The sequence below is a fragment of the Mesorhizobium sp. Z1-4 genome (genome assembly GCF_004000235.1).
In the GTDB taxonomy this organism is placed as follows: Bacteria; Pseudomonadota; Alphaproteobacteria; order Rhizobiales; family Rhizobiaceae; genus RCIO01.
Map to the genome: position 1 here is coordinate 988430 of NZ_RCIO01000001.1, position 18767 is coordinate 1007196.

Below are 18767 nucleotides of genomic sequence, written 5' to 3' on the forward strand. Positions count from 1 at the left end.
CATCTCAGGCGGTTGACCTGTCGTCGCCGGTGAACACGATCCAGCCGAACAGGATGACGCCGGCGAATACGACCAGCGATCCGACGGCGACAAAGGGCTCGAGCGACGCATTGCCCTTGAGCATGAGGTAGAGCGCCGGAATCATGATCACCAGGCCGATCATGTGGATTGCGTATTGCAGCATCGGCAGGCGGCCCGACGCCTTGCCGGGATGCAGCGCATAATAGACGCCGAACAGCGCCCCGGTGACCCAGCCGAGAAGGTTGAGATGGGCATGTGCGCCCATCGGGCTGTGATCGCCGGCCATCGACATGTGAATGCCGACGCCGATCCCCACGATCAGCAGAAGAATGGCGGTGCGGAAATACAAGGTGGCTATGAATGGCATTGGCTTCCCCGTTGAAGACCGACACCGCAGGCTGCCGCCCTCCCCAGGGCACTACATGCCGGCGGTTCGAGGCGCTCGCCGCGCTTACCGGCTTCAGTCGGATGGTCGGCCGGCGCTTCACGCTACGTCCGGCCCGGGCGAATTTCAATCGCGATCGCAGGGGTTGTCCAGGCCGCACGCGTGGCCCATCCTTCAGCCCGGCGCACACCGGCTTGGAGGTCGACAATGATCGTAACGCTGCTTGCACTGCATGTTCTGTCGGCCACCTTCTGGGTGGGCGGCATGGTCTTTGCCTATTGGATCCTGCGGCCCGCGGCGGCGGCGCAGGAGCCGGCGCAGAGGCTGCCGCTGTGGCGGAGCGTATTCGCAAGCTTCCTGCCCAAGGTGGGTTTTGCAATCATCCTCTTGCTGGTCACCGGCTTCTGGCTGGTGTTTGCCGCCTATGGCGGTTTCGCCACGCTGCCGATGTCTGTTCACCTGATGATGGGCATAGGCATCCTGATGATGCTCATCTTTCTGCATCTGGTGGCAGCGCCCTGGAAGCGCTTTCGCACAGCTGTCGACGCCGGCGATTTCGCGACAGCAGCCGTCCATCTCAACCGCATACGGGTGACGGTGGGTATCAACACGCTGCTGGGGCTTGCCACAATCGCGATCGCCGCGACGGGCAGATACTGGTGAGAGCGGCCGGTCCCGCAGGCCGGGCCGGCCTAACCCATCCCCAGGAAAAGCGCGGACACCCTACACCGACCGGGTGATGCCGCCGTCGACGCGGATGTTCTGGCCGGTAATGTAGGAGGATTTGTCCGAGGCCAGGAACGCGATCAGCTCCGCCACCTCCTCCATCGTGCCGTAGCGGCCCATCGGAATGCGCCCGCGCCGGTCATCCTTTTCCGGCAGGGAATCGATGAAACCCGGCAGCACGTTGTTCATGCGGATATTGCCGGCCGCATATTTGTCGGTGAAAAGCTTGGTGAAGGCGGCCAGCCCGGCGCGAAACACGCCCGAGGTCGGAAAGGCGGCCTCCGGCTCGAAAGTCGCGTAGGTCGAGATGTTGACGAACGACCCGCCGCCGTGCGCCTGCATGGCCGGCGTCAACAACCTTGCGATGCGCACGACATTGAGCAGGTAGAACTCCATGCCGCGCTGCCAGTCGGCATCGGAGATGTCGAGAATATCACCCTTGGGACCGTGACCGGCGCTGCTGACGACCGCGTCGACGCGGCCGTAACGTTCGAGCGCGGCATCGACGAAACGCTTCAGGTCGTCCGGTTCGAGATTGGAGCCGGTAAAGCCGAAACCGCCGAGCTCCTTTGCCAGGGCCTCGCCCTTGCCCGAGGACGACAGAATAGCAACGGCGTAGCCATCCGCGGCAAGTTTGCGCGCGGCCGCCGCTCCCATGCCGGAACCGCCGCCGACGATCATCGCGACCTTGCCGTTCATGCCTCGGCGCCTTCGACGGCTTCGATCAATGCACCGAGACCGGTCATCAGGCCCTGGAATTCGGGGAAGCTGGTGGCAATGACGCCGCTATCATCCACGGTGACCGGCTTCTCGGCCGCCAGCCCCATGACCAGAAACGCCATCGCGATACGATGGTCGAGATGGGTTTCGACGGCAGTCGCGGCACCGGTTCCGCCATACCCCTTGCCGCCCGGCCTGCCCCTCACGGTTAGCGATGCCTCGCCCTCGGTGCAATCGACGCCATTGGCCTCGAGCCCGCGCGCCACGGCGGCCAGCCGGTCGCTCTCCTTGACCCGCAATTCCTCAAGACCGTCCATTACCGTCTCGCCTTCGGCAAAGGCAGCGGCAACGGCCAGAACCGGGTATTCGTCGATCATCGACGGGGCGCGTTCGGGCGGCACGGCAACTCCCTTGAGGTCGGAATGCCGCACGCGGATGTCGGCCACATCCTCGCCGCCGGCGGAGCGCGGATTGATGAGCTCGATCGCGCCGCCCATTTCCTGCAGGGTGATGATGAGGCCGGTGCGGGTTGGGTTCATCAACACGTTTTCGATCGTCACGTCCGAACCCGGCACAATCAGCGCTGCCACGATGGGGAAAGCGGCAGAGGAGGGGTCGCCGGGCACCGCGATCGTTTGCCCGGTCAGCTTGCCGCGGCCTTCGAGGCGGATGTGGCGCACGCCGTCAGGGCCGGTTTCGACGTCGAGCTGGGCGCCGAAACCTTTCAGCATGCGCTCGGTGTGGTCGCGCGTCATTACCGGTTCGATAACCGTTGTGATGCCGGGCGTATTGAGTCCGGCGAGCAGCACGGCGGATTTCACCTGCGCCGACGCCACGGGTACCCGGTACGTGATCGGCGCAGGCCGCGCCGCGCCGCGCATCGTCAGCGGCAGCCGATCGCCAGACGCGGCCTCAAGCACCTGCGTGCCCATCTGCCTGAGTGGGTCGAGCACGCGGCCCATGGGACGCTTGGAAAGCGAGGCATCGCCGATAAAGGTGGAGGCCATATCGTAGGAGCCCACCAGACCCATCGTCAGCCGCACCCCGGTACCGGCATTGCCGAAATCCATCGGCCCGGCCGCCTCCAGCAGGCAGCCATTGCCGACGCCCTGGATAATCCATTCAGAGCCGGTCTTTTCCACCAGCGCTCCCATGGCGCGCATGGCGGCTGCCGTGCGGATCACGTCTTCGCCCTCAAGCAGGCCTGTCACACGCGTCTGGCCCGCCGCCAGCCCGCCGAACATCAGCGAGCGGTGCGAAATCGACTTGTCGCCCGGTACCTTGACGGCACCTCTCAACGCTTGCGAGAAGCGTGCGGTCGTCGGTCTTGGTGCGGTATGGTGTGTCATCAATGATCGTCCCGGCTGGCGGAGGCGTCCTATCATGGCCGACCGGCAGGGTCATCCCCGTTTGCTGCCCGGCGGCCGGATTTGAGAGTTGTTCGGGCCCTGCTTTTTCACAGGCGCGGAATGCCTTTGACAGCCACCGAACTTGTGGTTATGGGGACCGACCTATTTACGGACTGAAAATTGCCGGACGCCGCGCCTCCCCCGGACGTACCGGCCAAGGATGAGCAGAGGCAGCACGTGGCAAAACTCGAGCTTGGAACCAAAAGAATTTGCCCCGAAACGGGCCGGAAATTCTACGACCTGAACAAGGATCCAATCGTCTCGCCTTACAGCGGCAAAAGTTATCCGCTCAGCTTCTTCGAAGACGACGTGAAGGAAGTCGAGGAAGAAGAGGAAGCGGAAACCGCGGAAGCGGAAACCGAGAATGAGGATGTAGAGGTCGTTTCGCTGGAAGACGCCGAGGACGACGACGACAACAAAAAATCGTCGAGCGATCCGGATGTCGACCTTGAGGACGATGACGACGTCGATCTCGGCGACGACGACGACGACGATACCTTCCTTGAAGACGACGAAGATGACGATGACGATGTGTCGGGCATCATCGACGTCGATGACGACGACGACGACAGCTAATGAATGCGGCGCCGCACCGCCCTGGCGGGTGCGGCGCATTTAACCGCTTCGGCGGGTCTTGATCTTCGCTGGTGACGGGTCTAGAAGCCGCCAGCACGTTGGCCAGCCGCGAGGCGGGCCAGACCTCTTCGCCGGAAACGGCGCCGGCATATGCCGGAAGTGTGGGGCCATAGCTCAGTTGGGAGAGCGCTTGAATGGCATTCAAGAGGTCAGGGGTTCGACTCCCCTTGGCTCCACCAATTTTTTCGCTCACGCCGAACTCGCTTCGCTCGCTGGCTCCGCGGGGGCGGGCGAAAGCCCGGGCCGCAGTCGCGGCCTCGTTCCAGTTCGAGGATACTCCTCTCACCTGCACCAATTTTTTCGCTCACGCCGAACTCGCTGCGCTCGCCGGCTCCGCGGGGGCGGGCGAAAGCCCGGGCCGCAGTCGCGGCCTTGTTCCGGCTCGAGGATACTCCTCTCACCTGCACCAATTTTTTCGCTCACGCCGAACCCGCTGCGCTCGCCGGCTCCGCGCGGGCGGGCGAAAGCCCGGGCCGCAGTCGCGGCCTTGTTCCGGTTCGAGGATACTCCTTTCACCTCCGCCGATTTTTCGCTTGTGACAAGCTTGCCTCTCCGGCCTGCCCGCTAGGGTTGGCGAAAGCCGCAGCCAGCTAGGGCTCGCGGCAAAGCCCTTCTGCGGCGAGTGCCCGGCGCAGCGCCAGGACCTGCTCGGCATTGTCCCGCGCCAGGCAGCCGTCCGGGCGAAGCAGGTTGTTCTCGAAACCGATCCGCATCCTGCCGCCGCGCCGCGCCGCGGCAAGCAGGCACGCCTGCTCCGGCTGCCCGAACGCGCAGACCGCCCACTCACTGCCTTCGGGCATTTCGGCCGCCGCATCCATGAAACCTTGCAGGTCTTCGGGGCGGCCTTCGCACGGTGTCGCATAACGGCCGAGTACGAACAGCATCTGCAATGGCCCCGGCACATCGCCGGCAGCGGCCAACGCCAGCAGGCGGCTGACGTCCTGAGGCGCGTACAGAATATGCTGCACGGCGATACCGGCCTCATTGGCCCAGACATAAAATCGCGCGGCCTGCCTGTCCGGGCCGGCCAGCGGCCACATTTCCCGCAGCGCTACCGACACGCCCTCCGGCATCACGTCGCGCACCACCCGCTGCTGCTCGGCCGGCGTGTAACGCCCGACGGCTTCTGTGGTGATCTGCACCGGCATAGCCGGCACCGCGCGCGACATTTCGGCTATCAGCTCGCGATAGCGCCCTGCGTCCAGCACATGCCGGCCTTCCGCATCCCGCACATGCGCGTGGAGCGCCTTCGCACCCGCTTCACTTGCGGCGCGGGCCGCCGCAACCGTTTCGGCGACCGTCACCGGGAGCGCAGGATGATCGGCCTTGCCAAGGCGCGCGCCGTTGGGCGCCAGCATGATGTCGGGCAGGCCGGCCAGCCGGTTCACGCGGCCAACGCCTGCTCAACCGCCTTGGCGAGCCGCGCCGTGACCTCGTCGAGCTCCGCCTCGCTGATGATGAAAGGCGGAGCCAGAAGCACGTGGTCGCCGGCCCTACCGTCAAAGGTTCCGCTTCCGGGGTAACAGAACAGCCCCTCTTCCAGCGCCGCCGCCTTGATCCGTGCATGGAGCTTGCGCGAAGGATCGAAGGGCTGGCCCGTCGCACGGTCTTCCACCAGTTCGATGGCACGAAACAGCCCCCGGCCCCGGATGTCGCCGACATTGGGATGCTGGCCGAATGTCCGGTTCAGCGCGGCTTCGAGATGGCGCCCCCGGCTTTGTACCTGTGCCAGGAGATCTCGGCCCAGAAGCGCCTTCACGACCGCCCCGCCCGCGGCAGCCGCAAGCGGGTGCCCGTGATAGGTGTGGCCGTGCTGGAAGCTGCCGGAGCCCTGCGCGATCGTGTCGTAGATCGCGCCACTGCACAGCATGGCACCGATCGGCATGTAGCCGGCGCCCAGTCCCTTTGCGACCGTTACAATGTCGGGGGCAACGCCGTCCTGTTCGCAGGCGAACAGCGTGCCGGTGCGACCCATGCCGCACATCACCTCGTCGAGGATCAGCAGCACGCCAAATTTGTCGCAAATCTCACGGATGCGGCGGAAATAGCCTTCGACGGCGGGCACCGCGCCCAGCGTGGCGCCGACCACGGGTTCGGCAATGAACGCCATCACCGTTTCGGGCCCAAGCCGTTTCAGCTCCGCTTCCAGTTCGTCGGCGGCGCGCCGGCCGTAGTCGAGAGCGCTCTCGCCCTCTTCGCGAAAGCGGTATTCGTGGCAGGGTGCGATGTGGAAGGTTTCGACCAGCAGCGGCGCGTATTTCTCGCGCCGGGCCGCATTGCCGCCGGCTGCCAGCGCGCCAAGCGTGTTGCCGTGATAACTTTGCCGCCGGGCAATCAGGCGATGCCGAGAAGGCTGGCCGATCTCAAGAAAATATTGCCGCGCGAGCTTGATTGCGGCTTCATTCGCTTCCGAGCCGCCGGAAAGCAGATAGACCCGATCGATCCCGGCAGGCGCATTGGCGATGAGCAAATCCGCCAGTTCTTCGGCGGCTTCGGAGGTGAAAAATCCCGTATGGGCGAAAGCGATGCGGTCGAGCTGTTCGTGGATCGCCGCACGCACGCCCGCGTCGGAATGGCCGAGGCAGGACACTGCCGCCCCGCCGCCGCCGTCCAGATAGGCGCGGCCGGACTTGTCGAAAATGTAGCAGCCTTCGCCGCGCTCGGCAGTGATAAGTTCGGATGTCGACCTTCCGAAGAGGTGACCCGACATGCTGGTTAGCTCCCCCTGACCACGAAGACGCTTTGCTTGGCATGCCGCACCACACGCGCCGCGTTCGGCCCGAGGAGATAGTCGGCGAGCTCCGGCGTATGTGCTGCAATGACGATTGCATCGACGTTCAGCTTGTCGGCCGCGTTGATGATCTGCTCATACACACGGCCGTGCGTCACATGTGGATGCACGTCGATCCCTTCCTCGACATTCGACCCGACCCACGCCGCCAGCTTCTCGCCGACTTGTCGCAGCGCCTTTTTCTCGAAACCCTTCTCGAAGAAGCTGCCGACAACCGACATGCCAAAGTCGGGGACGACGGTCAGCACATGGAGCGTGCCGCCCTCTCCCATCATGTGGCGCGCGGCCGGCAGCGACTGCGACCAGCTGGCCGGCGCCGAAAGGTCGATCGGCAGAAGGATGGATTTGTACATGGCCGTTCCCCCTCAGAATGCCGGTTTTGTCTGGCGCCGGCGCTGCATGGCAATCACCAGGCCGAGCAACAGCAACGCCGGAATGTAGAACACCTGCTCGGGCAGCCTGTCGCGCGGCACCTGCACGGCAGCCAGGAAAACGGGCGAATCGGCATAGAAGTCGAAATTGCCCAGCGCCTCCGCCGCTTCCGTGCCGAATGCCGGCTCATCGAGCCGCACGATGTCGCCCTCCGGAATAAGCAGCAGACCCGAATTCCGTATGCGCTCGGCGGGCGTCGCCCCCTCCGCATTCATCGTCAGCGTCGTTGCCGCTGTACCGCCTGTGTTGAAGTCCGGCCCTTCGATCTGCAGCCTGAGCTGCGTGCCCTCGGCCACTTCGCCGAGTACGGTTTCGAACTGGGCCGGCGGCACCTCACGGAACGGGGGCTGCAGCATGTTGAGCCACACATTCGGCACGAACAGCGTGAATGCGACCAGAAGCAGCGCCGCGCTTTCGTGGATACGCGATCGGGCCAGGAAATAGCCCTGCGTGGCAGCCGCGAAAAGCAGCATGGCGAATGTCGCGATGATGAACACGAACACCGCCTGGGCGACGCCGCTCACCGTTCCAAGATCGACGCCGTAGAGAATGAGCGTCGGATTGAAGATGAAAAGGAACGGCAGCGCCACGGTGCGCAGCGAATAGAAGAACGCCGTGAACCCGGTTCGGATCGGGTCGCCGCCCGATACCGCAGCGGCGGCGAAACTCGCCAGCCCGACTGGCGGCGTGACGTCTGCCATGATGCCGAAATAGAACACGAACAGGTGCGCTGCGATGAGCGGCACGATCAGCCCTTCCTGCGCGCCGAGCGACACCACCACAGACGCCATCAGCGACGACACCACGATGTAGTTGGCCGTTGTCGGCAGACCCATGCCGAGAATGAGCGAAAACACACCCACCAGTATGAGCATGATGATCAGCACGCCGCCCGAAAGCTGTTCGACCAGCCCGGCAAGTTCGGTGCCGATGGGCGTTTTTGTGACGGTGGCCACGATGATGCCGGCCGCCGCGGTGGCGACGCCGATGCCGATCATGTTGCGGGCGCCGGCGATCAGGCCTTCCTTGAGGTCGTCGAAGCCCTGCCGGGCCTCGTTCCACATATTGTCGGCCGTTCCGCGCATCAACGCCTTCAGGGGCCGCTGCGTAACGATGATCAGAAGCATCAGCGAGGTGGCGTAAAAGGCCGACTTTGCCGGGCTTTGCCGTTCGACCATCAGGAACCAGACGAGGACGACGATGGGCAGCACGAAATGCAGGCCCGTCGCGTAGACGTCGCCCACCTTGGGCAGCTTGATCTCCGCGGCATTCGGATCGTCGACCTCAAGGTCCGGCCGCCTCGCCGCTATCGAGACAAGCCAGACGTAAACCGCCAGAAGTGCGACCATCATGATCGGCCCAGTGAGCGTCGGCACCACCGAACGCAGCGCGCCGACCAGATAGATCAACCCGGTGAATGCCGCACCGGCAACCGCGAAACCGATAAAGAACTTCAGGATCATCGCCGGGAAGGACTTCGCCTCGCCAAGTGCTGGCATGTCCTTCTTCAGCGCTTCCAGATGCACGATGTAGACCAGCGCGATGTAGGAAATCACCGCCGGGATGAATGCGTGTTTGATGACCTCGACATAGGAAATGCCGATGAACTCAACCATCAGGAAGGCGGCAGCGCCCATGACGGGCGGCATGATCTGGCCATTGACCGACGAGGCGACCTCAACCGAACCGGCCTGTTCGTTGGTGAAGCCGACCCGCTTCATCAGCGGGATGGTGAAGGTACCGGTGGTCACCACATTGGCGATGGAGGAACCGGAAATCAGGCCGGTCATGGCCGAACCGACGACGGCCGCCTTGGCAGGGCCGCCGCGCAGATGGCCCAGCCCGGCAAAGGCGAGCTTGATGAAGTAGTTGCCGGCACCCGCCTTATCGAGCAGCGAGCCGAACAACACAAAAAGGAACACGAAGGCGGTCGAGACGCCGAGCGGAATGCCGAACACACCCGCGGTATCGAGCCACTGCGCATTGATCAGCGCCTTGAAGGACAGGCCTTCGTGTTCGATCAGTTCGGGGATCAACCAGCCAGTGCCCATATAGGCATAGAGCAGGAACAGCGAACCCACGACGGTCAGGGCGGGGCCGAGCGCGCGCCGGCTCGCCTCCAGCAGAACGACCAGACCGACGCTGCCGACGATGATCTGCGTCTGCGTCGGCAGCCCGGAGCGCGCCGTCAGGGCCAGGTGTTCCGAAAAGACAAAAATGTAGAGCGTGCAGAACCCGCCGATCGCCGCGAGCAGCCAATCGCCGACCGGAATATACTGGCGCGGCGAGGATTTCAGCGCCGGGTATGCGAGAAATGCGAGCACGATCGCGAAGAACAGATGAATCGGCCGTGTTTGCGAAGAATTCAGCACAGGCAGATATTCGCCGAACCATAGCTGGGGTTGGGCGATCCACAGCTGAAACAGCGACCAGGCAAGCGCCAGCCCCGATATCAGCAGCGCAATCTGACGGTTTGCGGGCGACCGCGCGCCGCTATCCGTGCTTGCTACGAGATCCTGCAGTTCCTCGTCGGTGAACTTTCTGCCTTGCGGCTCGCCGTCCTGCGCGCTCATCCTGCTCCCCTCCTCCCGCTAAAACCAAAATGTCCCGGGCGCGTGGCACCCGGGACAAACAGTCTGTTTCATCTGGCCGGCACGGTTACTCGATCAGTCCGGCTTCGCGGTAGTACTTCTCGGCGCCCGGATGCAGCGGAGCCGAGAGACCGTCATTGGCCATCTCCTTCGGATCGAGATTGGCGAATGCGGGATGCAGGCTGCGGAACTGATCCATGTTTTCGAACACGGCTTTCACAACCTCATAGACGACATCTTCAGACACGTCAGCGGAGGTGACGAAGGTTGCACCGACGCCGAATGTCGTCGTGTCATTGTCATTGCCGCGATACATTCCGCCGGGGATGGTCGCGACGCGGTAGAAAGGATTGTCCTCGACCAGCTTGGTCACCGCGTCGTTCGCGACATTCACAAGCACGCTGTCACAGGCGGTGGTTGCCTCCTGGATCGAACCGGACGGGTGGCCGACCGTGTAGACCATGGCATCGATGTTGTTGTCGCACAGCGCCTGGCTCTGCTCGGCGGCCTGGAGCTCGGAGGCGACCGCAAAATCGCCCATCGACCAGCCCATCTCCTCCATCAGCACTTCCATCGTGCCGCGCTGGCCGGACCCCGGATTGCCGACATTAACGCGCTTGCCCTTGAGATCTTCGAAGTTGGCGATGCCGGCATCGGCACGCGCAACGACGGTGAACGGTTCGGGGTGGACGGAAAACACCGCCCGCAGGCCTTCGAACGGCCCCTGTTCCTCGAACCGCGAGGTGCCGTTGTAGGCATGATACTGCCAGTCGGACTGGGCGACACCGAATTCGAGCTCGCCGCCTCGCACGGCGTTGATGTTGAACACCGATCCGCCCGTCGATTCCACGCCGCAGCGAATACCGTGTTCGGAACGGCCGCGATTGACGAGCCGGCAGATGGCGCCGCCTGTCGGATAATAAACGCCCGTCACACCGCCGGTACCGATCGTCACAAAGGTCTGATCCTGGGCGATACTCGGAGCGGCGAACAGCGCAGCGGCGACCGCAACGGCTGCACCGATAATTTTCTTGGACATATGTCGAATCTCCCGTTTTTGCCGCTCGGTGGTTGCGGCTGGGGGTATGATGATACAAACAATTGAAAACGGTCAAGGATCGAATACAAATGTATCGGAATGACTGCCGCCACCGAACCATCCATTGATGCCCTCAGGCACAAGCTGTCCGGCCTGAAGAAGACGGCCGCGCCGGAGGTCGCCCGGCTTGCCGACTGGGTTTTGGCCCGCCCGCACGAAGTCGCGTTTCATTCCGTTCGCGGGCTGGCGGAAAAAGCCGGCGTCAACGCAAATACGGTCGTGCGCCTGTCGCAGGCGCTGGGTTTCGACGGTTTCGAGGCATGCCGGCTGAGCTTTCAGGATGCGCTGCGGCAGCGCTCGGACCTCTATTCCAGCCGCGCCGCAGAGCTGCAGAGCAAGGCAAGCGGCGATCTCTACAGCGCCCTTCGCGATGCCGCGCATGCCAATATCGATGCCCTGTTCGACGACGACTCGCTGCGGAAGATCGGCATGGCGGCCGATCTGCTCCTGAAAGCGCGGCGCATTCACTGCGTCGGGGTACGGAGCTGCTATTCGCTCGCCCGGTACCTGGCTTACACGGGCGCGATGGCGTTTCCCGCCTTTGCCCAGCGCATGAGCGAGCCTGGCGACATATACGACCTGATTTCCGAGACCGGACCGGACGATGTGGTGATTGCAATCACCTTTCCGCTCTATTCGGTCGAGACCGTGCTTGCCGCCAGTCTGGCGAAAGGGCAGCGGGCGAAAACCATCGCGATCACCGACGGGTTCAGTTCGCCGGTCGCCGAGGGTGCCGAGATCGTGCTCGTGCCGCCCATGATGGGGCCGCAAACGCTGCCCAGTCTGGTTGCCGCATTTGCGACGGCCGAAATTCTGATTGCAACGATGGTGTCGCGTTCGGACCAGGCACCGGCTCGGATCGCGAGCTACGAACAGCGCCTGCACAACAGCGGCGCGTATGTACGCTGAGACCTGTTGCCCGTCTTGAGCCTGCCGGAGGGTTTGCCGCGGCCCAGCGCCGCCGCGGCTACTTCTCGAAGAAGCTGAAACGGTTGCGACCGCCACTCTTGCTGCAGTAGAGCGCGTTGTCTGCTTTCATGAGCAGATCGTCCGAGGTGGCGCCGTCGTCGGGCCCGAGCGCGATGCCGATGCTGATGCCCAACTTGACGCTGGTGACGCTCAGTTCGAACGGTTTCTCGAAAAGCGCCAGAACGCGATTTGCCAGAACGGCCGCGTCGCCGCGCTGGTTGATACCGGTCTGCACAATGGCGAATTCGTCGCCGCCGAGGCGTGCGACCGTGTCGTTCTCGCGCACTGCCTTCCTGATTCTTTCAGCGACGCCGATGAGCATCTCATCGCCAGCCTTGTGGCCGAAACTGTCATTCACCGGCTTGAACTTGTCCAGGTCGAGATAATGGACCGCCATCAGCCCCCGGCGCTTCACCTGTGCCACAGCGGTGGTCAGCCGGTCGTTGAAGAGCATGCGGTTGGGCAGATCGGTCAGCGGATCGTGATGGGCCATGTGCGAAACCAGCTGCTGGTTGCGCCGCTGCTCCGTCACGTCCAGATATGTGGTTACGAAACCACCGCCCTCCAGCGGCATGCCGCGCACCTCGAGGACCGTGCCGTTGGGCCGCGTCCGGTCGTAGCAATGCGGCTCCATCTTGCGAGCCAGTTCCATCCGGCGGCGGACATGCATTTCGATGTCGCCGGAACCATATTCGCCGCGCACCGCATTGAAGCGGAACAGCTCCTCCATCGAGGGATAGCCGTCGGCCATCAGCTCGTCGGGATATTCGAGCAGGACCTTCTGCTGCCGGTTGCACAGAACCATCTGCAGATTGTCATCGAACAACGAAATGCCGCCCGGAAAATTCTCCATAACCGCTTCGAGCAAGCGGACCCTTTCGCGCAGGTCGCCAATCAGCCCGACCATGTTGACGAATGACCGCGCCTGTTCCGCGTGTCCAGTCTGCGCGACGGTTCGCGCTGCTTCGGCTGCCATTGTCACGTTCCCCAATCCAGACAATGCGGCCAGCTGTTCGGCCGGCTCGATTGAAGGACCTTACGCAGGGAAAGCTTGCCTTTGAATTAATTGCGGCGGGGTTTTTTGGTCCGGCCAGATGGCCGTTCAGGCTTCGAGGGCAGCGGCGATGCGGGCAGCAAGCGCGACATTGTTCTTCACCAGAGCAATGTTCGCCTTGAGGCTGGTGCCGCCGGAAAGCTCGTTGATCCGCGCCAGCAGGAAAGGTGTCAGTTCCTTGCGGCCGATCCCCTGCTCGGTTGCCGCGGCAACGGCGTCGGCGATCATGCCATCGATAAAAGCCGGATCGAGCGCATCCGCCTCGGGAATCGGGTTGGCGATCAATATGCCGGTGCCGGTGCCAAGCTGCCCGTGAATCGCGATCGCGCGCGCCATCTCTTCGGGCGTGTCCAGCCGGTGATCGGCCTTGAGGCCGCTGGAACGCGTGTAGAAGGCCGGAAAATCATCGCTCCCGGCGGCAATGACGGGCACACGCTGCGTTTCCAGATACTCAAGCGTGAGCGGGATATCGAGGATCGACTTCACGCCAGCGCAAACGACGGTAACCGCCGTTCGGCCCAGCTCGACGAGATCGGCCGATACGTCGAACGTTTCCTGCGCGCCGCGGTGGACACCGCCGACACCGCCGGTGGCGAATATCCTGATGCCGGCAAGCGCGGCGATGCGCATCGTTGCCGACACGGTGGTACCGGCCGAGCCGCCCCGGGTCATCACCGCCGCGAGGTCACGCCCCGATGCCTTGACGACGCCGCTTGCCGTCGCGAGGTTCTCGAGCGCGTCCGTGGAGAGACCGACCGCTATCCGGCCGTCGATGACGGCGATGGTTGCGGGCACTGCGCCGTTGGCGCGCACGATTTCCTCGACCTCGATCGCGGTCCGCACATTCGCCGGATACGGCATGCCGTGCGTGATGATGGTCGATTCCAGAGCGACGACGGGCCGCCCCTGATCGAGTGCGGACTGGACGTCGGGATGGATGGAGAGGAATTCTGGCTTCATGATGCAGGTCCGGGCATTGCGCGGCCGCCGCCAGCGAAAAAGCCGGGCGACAGGTCGGGCAACACGCTTTCGAGTGTTTCGGTTGTACGCGCGGCGAGCAATGCACCAGAGCGAGCAGCAAGCGCAAGCCCGTCACCGGCAAACAGGCGCGAAAGGGTCCCCGCGACGAAGGCATCGCCAGCGCCGGTGATGTCGACGGGGCTGGCCTCGACCGCCTGATGCCAGCTGACGGCACCGTTCTCCAGGATCGCGTATCCGTTGCCGCCATCGGTGACCACGGCGGCGGCAAAACCGCAGTCGCGCAGCGCCTCCGCAGCACTTCGCGGATCGGCGGCGATATCGCGCCCGATGAGGGTGTTGGCTTCATCGCGGTTGGTGAACAACAGGCCGACCGCAGACCCAAGGCCATTCAGCCTCACCGCCTTGGGACCGGAAACCGTGTTGACGGCAAAACGTGCTCCCGCGCCTTCGCAGCGCCGCGCAAGCGCCTGCAGGACACCGGTCTGCAGATTGCAGTCGGCGAGTATCCAATTCGCCTGCGCGACCCGCGGCCAGACCGCGTCCAGATGCGCCTCGGAGTAGAGATCGAAGATCGCCATGTCGGCAATGCCGAGTGCAAGTTCGTGATCGGTTTCGAGCACCGCGACATATTCGGCCGTCGGACGCTCGCTGCTGCGCACGACGCCCCCAACATCGGCCCCGAGCCCGCGCAGCCGCTCCACCAGCGCCTCACCCGCCGCATCGGCGCCGACGATGGAATGAAACGCGGTCGGCACGCCGAGCCGGACCAGATTTTCCGCGATGTTGCGCGCCACGCCGCCATGGCTGCTGCTGGAATCGACCGGGTTGGACGTACCCGGCACCAGGCGTGCCCGCGCCTGGTACTTACGGTCGAATACCGCACCGCCGAATATTGCTACGCCGGCCCCGGCGCGATCGGAAGAATCGTTCATCGCCGGACGATAGAAGCCCGCCCGCGGCCGCACAATCGGCCCGCATCACATGGTCGCAGGCTACAGGGCGGCAGCGTCCTACCGGGTGCACCTGCAACGCGAATTGTCCCGGCAAACGAGCAGACCGGCCGCCGCCGCTTCGAGACGCATCGTTGCATGTCGGGCTTTGGAGAAATGGCGCGCCGTACCGGGCGAAGATGATAACTATGTCTACGCTATAGCCCTCCTTTAGATTGGTTCGAATCCCGCGCTTCGCCGCTGTGTCTCGACGGTGACCATCACAGCGCAGAGGAACGCACTTTGTGGGCACGTCCGGCTACCCGCCCCGATACGCTGCCTTTCTCAAACCGTCATCACCCAGGTTCCGCCGTAGCTCTCTAGCCCACAGCGCCTGTGACAACCTCGTTAGTTCGTACGTGCGACGCCACACTCCGCTATGAAACGTGATGGCCGGTCTCTGTAGTCCATTTGGTGAGAGGCAATAAGCAGCAGCTTCTTAGCCCGCGAGATTCCGACGTACATCAGGCGCCGCGCCTCATCGAATTCGCTCTGCGTCCTGGCGCTGAAATGCGGGACGCTTCCTTCATTCATGCAAACTAAGGCTGCCGCGTCAAACTCACGCCCCTTGGAATTGTGCAAGGAGATGAGTTTTATGGCTCGATCCGGATTAGCGAATAAACCCAGATCGGCAATCTCAAGGTTTGCGACATCGACATTGCGTCTAACCATGTCTGCTTCCATCTCATTTACCGACTGACGCAACAGCCACTTGTCGGCCTCCGGCAGCCAGCCATCGCGCGCGAGAATCTCGGCGCTCTCGGCCGAGCAAGCCCTTAACCACGCAAGCCCGCCAGGCTTCCAGTCTGCAATCTTCTTGGCTTCATAGACCAGCGACAGCGCCGTCCGCCGTCCCTCGTACGAGAAGACATCGAAACGCGTGATCCCGAGCACCTCTTGCAAGATGCCGAAGATCGCCTTCTCCACGCCAGGTAGACCGAGAAGGTGTTCCTGCTCGACACAAGCACCAAGTTGTTCAGCCATGGCTGCAAATGTTCGCTTGCGCTGATACGGCCGCGCACCTGGTCCAAAGACCGGCACGCCAAGGGCGCGGAGGTGTCGCGCGATAGGGACAAGGTGCGTCCACCAGGGCGCAAGAATTGCGCATTTGCCAAGCGGAATATTTTGGGCCTCAACCCAGGGCAGAAAATAGTCGGTGATGGCGACTTTGGGATCGTTCACATGCACGTAGATCGGCGCTTCGGTGAATGCCGCTGCCTTACCAACGCTCGTCATCCTTGGCGTTCGCGCGATCAACGTCTCGGCAACATCGACGATCCTCGGACCTGAGCGGAAATTCCCCGAGAGGGCGTAGTCGAGCGAGGCTTCGATGTGAGTGGCGAAATCCTGCGCCAATGCAGGCCTAGCCCCCGCAAAGCCATAGATCGATTGATTTTCATCTCCCACAAGAAAGAAACCGCTCTGCTTGTGCGTGAAGATCGCCTTAAAAATCTCGATCTGTACGGCCGTTGTGTCCTGGAATTCGTCGACCAGAAACCACTTGAACTTGGATGCCACGCCGGTCGCGACGAACGGGTGTTGCTGAAGAATCTGATAAGAGTAGTAAAGGATCATCGAGAAATCGATGAAGCCTCCCGCTAGCATGAACTGCCAGAGCCGCTTGGCAAGTGGGGCCGTTACGATGCCACGCTCAATGCCCGGACCGTACGGCTCACCATCCAATCCCATGGATATTGAGGCATAGTCGTCGAACGTGGTGCGGCCGATGGTGCGCCCGATTTCATCTTCGACGGCTGTCACCAACCGCTCGAAGTCAGGCGACTCGCGCGTTAGTATCCTGAACCTTGCCGGAACATCCTTCGCCAGCCACCGATATGGCCGCAAGATATATTGAAGACAGAATGAGTGAATCGTGCTGACTTCGGTGCAATCGATAATCGAGCGGCTCCCCATTTGCTTGAGGCGGGCCTCGATCTCATCGACGGCGGCATTTGTGTAAGTGATGCAAGCGATAGAACGTGGCGAGCCCACTTGCCCTTCCGCAAGCAGCAGAAGCTTGGCAGTGATCACGCGGGTCTTTCCGCTACCAGGGCAAGCGGAAAGATAGATGTTTCCGTCTTCGATAACGGGGGCGCGCTGCTCCGCGGTGAGGCTGATCATTGGCTTAGCCAATCGATCGCTTGGTCGATGTAGTCTGGCAGACCATTGCATTTGTCGGCATGCCGGGCGGCGACTTGCGCAAATCGAGCCTTCCCGAAACGCTTTGCGGCGGCAAGGACTATACCGCCAGCGTCCGCCAATATTTGATCAGTGTCTGCATCGCCAAAAATGTCATTAGAGAGCTCGGCATAAGCTTCCTCTAGCGATTTCACAGTGCGCGTTGCCCCGAGGTCTTTGAGAGCTGCGATGAACATCGGCAAGGTATCTTCCGATACGAGCTCGCGCTCGAAGGTCGTCGCGCCTGCGAACACCTCAACGTATAGCCCTCTAAGCGCAGCGAGATCCGCTGCATCTTCATCGATGTCGAAGCTGTCGTCGGCATCCGAAGGGGCAAGATCGGCATCAGCTACGATGGCGCAGCGCTTTTCGAGAGAGCCTGCGCGGAAGAGCTTCGCATAGACGCCAAAATGAACGCCGTAGATAGCGATCACTGAGATGCCGGAACGCTCGAGCGAGATACCCTTCACCGCTTCCACCATCGCGGGAATAAGGAAGATTTCTGCGGGGCCCTCTACCAGCATGACACGGCGTGCAAATAGAAGATTGCTCTTGGTTGCATCGAGGTAGCGCTCAAGATCGGCGATGTCGTCTTTCGAAAGCGCATCGTTTTTGGCGAGCGCAGCAGCAGCCACTTTGGAGTCGTCCCTGCGTGTAAGCGAAACGAACGTCTTGAAAGGCGCTTGTGAGGTCACTTGCGGACTGTGCGTCGTGAGGATCACTTGGATACCGAACTGACGCAGGGCGATGAGCAGCGCGATTTGAAGTTGAGGATGCAGGTGTGCTTCGGGCTCTTCGATGAGGAGCAACTGCCCAGCGGAAGAAGCACGTGCGATGCGCTTTTGAAGATATTCAACGAGAATCGCGATGTACAAAATGTTGTTCATGCCGAGCCCGTTGCGAGCGGGCTCGAATTTCATCAACGTCGCATCGGACAGAAGCACTTTGAGATTGCGGATAATCGACTGAAATGTGGCCGAGGCCAGCCCCAATCCGACATCCATTTCGAAGGCGGGACCGGACACCGTCTTGAAGGATTTATCGACGGCCTCCGCAACATCGGAAATCGTTTTCGCGGCCTCGATCTGCTTGTTCGCATCATCGAGTATCTTGATGAGCGCCTGCTGCTCAGCAGGAGGAACATCGAAGGCTTCGATCAACCGCACGAGCGGGGAAACGCGAGCATTTCGAAGATCGGCTTCAACATCGCGCAGCGCCGCAAGCGACACCACGAGGTAGGATTGAAGGTCGGCAAACCTGACCGGTTCACCTACATCCTCGTCGTTCCACTCGATTGTCGCCAGGTCCAACGCGGGATCACCGCCCCCCCGTAGGTCCCAGGAATAATCCTCAACCGTGAGATCGCCGGGCTTGAGCTCCTCGTTATTCAGTCGTTCTCGAATGCTCGGCTTAGGACGGAATCGATAGAAGATACGCGCTTTATCAGGCCCTATCTTCCATGTGCTGACGAGCGCTTCTTCGTTGACCTTGCCCTGAAAGTCCGTGAGCTCGACCCCAATAAGCACCTGGCTCGGGCGCGATACGTCAACTGACGTATGAATATCCTCTCGTATCAGCGCCCGGTAGCTGGACGGCAGAGACACATCGAGGCAAATTTGTATCGCTCTGAGCAGGGCGCTCTTGCCGGTGTTGTTTTCCCCAATAACACAACACAGGTCCTCACAGACACTTACATCAACATTCTCAAGCGCGCGATAGTTGCGCACGACCACCCTAGAAATCTGCATTTTCTGCCCCCCAACCCCAGAGTAATAAACAAATGACG

16 protein-coding genes and 1 tRNA gene are annotated in these 18767 nt (G+C 62.3%); 4 read left to right on the top strand and 13 right to left on the bottom strand.

Annotation, left to right across the window (positions count from 1 at the left end; genetic code table 11):
• Positions 1-4: 4 nt before the first annotated feature.
• A complete protein-coding gene (locus EP165_RS04725; protein ID WP_127520375.1) occupies positions 5-388 on the bottom strand; it encodes a hypothetical protein in 384 nt (127 codons plus the stop codon).
• Between the two features lie 225 nt (positions 389-613).
• On the opposite strand from EP165_RS04725, the gene EP165_RS04730 reads away from it, so the two are divergent.
• Positions 614-1069 (top strand): hypothetical protein, encoded by a 456-nt coding sequence (locus EP165_RS04730; RefSeq protein ID WP_127520376.1) that lies wholly within the window; start codon positions 614-616, stop codon positions 1067-1069.
• Positions 1070-1129: 60 nt separating this feature from the next.
• On the opposite strand, the gene EP165_RS04735 is transcribed toward EP165_RS04730, so the two are convergent.
• Together EP165_RS04735 and aroA are read right to left on the bottom strand one after the other, a co-directional pair.
• Entirely contained in the window at positions 1130-1831 is a 702-nt protein-coding gene (locus EP165_RS04735) for an SDR family oxidoreductase (RefSeq protein WP_127520377.1), read from the bottom strand.
• Positions 1828-3201: a 3-phosphoshikimate 1-carboxyvinyltransferase gene (aroA, locus tag EP165_RS04740; RefSeq protein WP_127520378.1), complete on the bottom strand. Its 1374-nt coding sequence runs from the start codon at positions 3199-3201 to the stop codon at positions 1828-1830. The genes EP165_RS04735 and aroA overlap by 4 nt, the downstream gene beginning before the upstream one ends.
• 237 nt (positions 3202-3438) lie before the next feature.
• On the opposite strand from aroA, the gene EP165_RS04745 reads away from it, so the two are divergent.
• Both EP165_RS04745 and EP165_RS04750 read left to right on the top strand, forming a co-directional pair.
• Positions 3439-3837 (top strand): TIGR02300 family protein, encoded by a 399-nt coding sequence (locus EP165_RS04745; RefSeq protein ID WP_127520379.1) that lies wholly within the window; start codon positions 3439-3441, stop codon positions 3835-3837.
• A gap of 163 nt (positions 3838-4000) precedes the next feature.
• Positions 4001-4076 (top strand) — tRNA-Ala (locus EP165_RS04750).
• A gap of 411 nt (positions 4077-4487) precedes the next feature.
• On the opposite strand, the gene EP165_RS04755 is transcribed toward EP165_RS04750, so the two are convergent.
• From EP165_RS04755 to EP165_RS04775, 5 genes are all read right to left on the bottom strand, one after another.
• On the bottom strand, positions 4488-5285 hold the full coding sequence (locus EP165_RS04755; protein WP_245440016.1) for a beta-keto acid cleavage family enzyme: 798 nt from the start codon (positions 5283-5285) through the stop codon (positions 4488-4490).
• Entirely contained in the window at positions 5282-6607 is a 1326-nt protein-coding gene (locus tag EP165_RS04760) for an aspartate aminotransferase family protein (RefSeq protein ID WP_127520380.1), read from the bottom strand. Before EP165_RS04760 ends, EP165_RS04755 begins: the two co-directional genes overlap by 4 nt.
• Positions 6608-6612: 5 nt before the next feature.
• Positions 6613-7041, bottom strand: a complete 429-nt coding sequence (locus tag EP165_RS04765) for a universal stress protein (protein WP_127520381.1) — start codon at positions 7039-7041, stop codon at positions 6613-6615.
• Positions 7042-7053: 12 nt separating this feature from the next.
• Positions 7054-9693, bottom strand: a complete 2640-nt coding sequence (locus tag EP165_RS04770) for a TRAP transporter permease (protein ID WP_127520382.1) — start codon at positions 9691-9693, stop codon at positions 7054-7056.
• 85 nt (positions 9694-9778) lie between these two features.
• The gene (locus tag EP165_RS04775; protein WP_501981655.1) at positions 9779-10759 is read right to left on the bottom strand and encodes a TAXI family TRAP transporter solute-binding subunit; all 981 of its coding nucleotides are present in this window, start codon (positions 10757-10759) and stop codon (positions 9779-9781) included.
• A gap of 90 nt (positions 10760-10849) precedes the next feature.
• Between EP165_RS04775 and EP165_RS04780 the strand changes: the two genes are divergently transcribed.
• Entirely contained in the window at positions 10850-11719 is an 870-nt protein-coding gene (locus EP165_RS04780) for a MurR/RpiR family transcriptional regulator (protein WP_127520384.1), read from the top strand.
• A 58-nt stretch (positions 11720-11777) separates the two neighbouring features.
• Here the strand turns inward: EP165_RS04780 and EP165_RS04785 are convergent, their stop codons facing one another.
• The 5 genes from EP165_RS04785 to EP165_RS04805 form a co-directional block, all read right to left on the bottom strand.
• Complete coding sequence (locus tag EP165_RS04785) at positions 11778-12755, bottom strand: diguanylate cyclase domain-containing protein (protein ID WP_127520385.1); 978 nt, start codon at positions 12753-12755, stop codon at positions 11778-11780.
• 126 nt (positions 12756-12881) lie between these two features.
• Entirely contained in the window at positions 12882-13793 is a 912-nt protein-coding gene (locus EP165_RS04790; protein ID WP_127520386.1) for a pseudouridine-5'-phosphate glycosidase, read from the bottom strand.
• On the bottom strand, positions 13790-14746 hold the full coding sequence (locus EP165_RS04795; protein WP_127520387.1) for a PfkB family carbohydrate kinase: 957 nt from the start codon (positions 14744-14746) through the stop codon (positions 13790-13792). Before EP165_RS04795 ends, EP165_RS04790 begins: the two co-directional genes overlap by 4 nt.
• Before the next feature lie 405 nt (positions 14747-15151).
• Positions 15152-16924 (bottom strand): ATP-dependent helicase, encoded by a 1773-nt coding sequence (locus EP165_RS04800; protein ID WP_100650094.1) that lies wholly within the window; start codon positions 16922-16924, stop codon positions 15152-15154.
• Positions 16921-18729, bottom strand: coding sequence for an ATP-dependent nuclease (locus EP165_RS04805; RefSeq protein WP_100650093.1), 1809 nt, complete (start codon positions 18727-18729; stop codon positions 16921-16923). Before EP165_RS04805 ends, EP165_RS04800 begins: the two co-directional genes overlap by 4 nt.
• Positions 18730-18767: the final 38 nt, after the last annotated feature.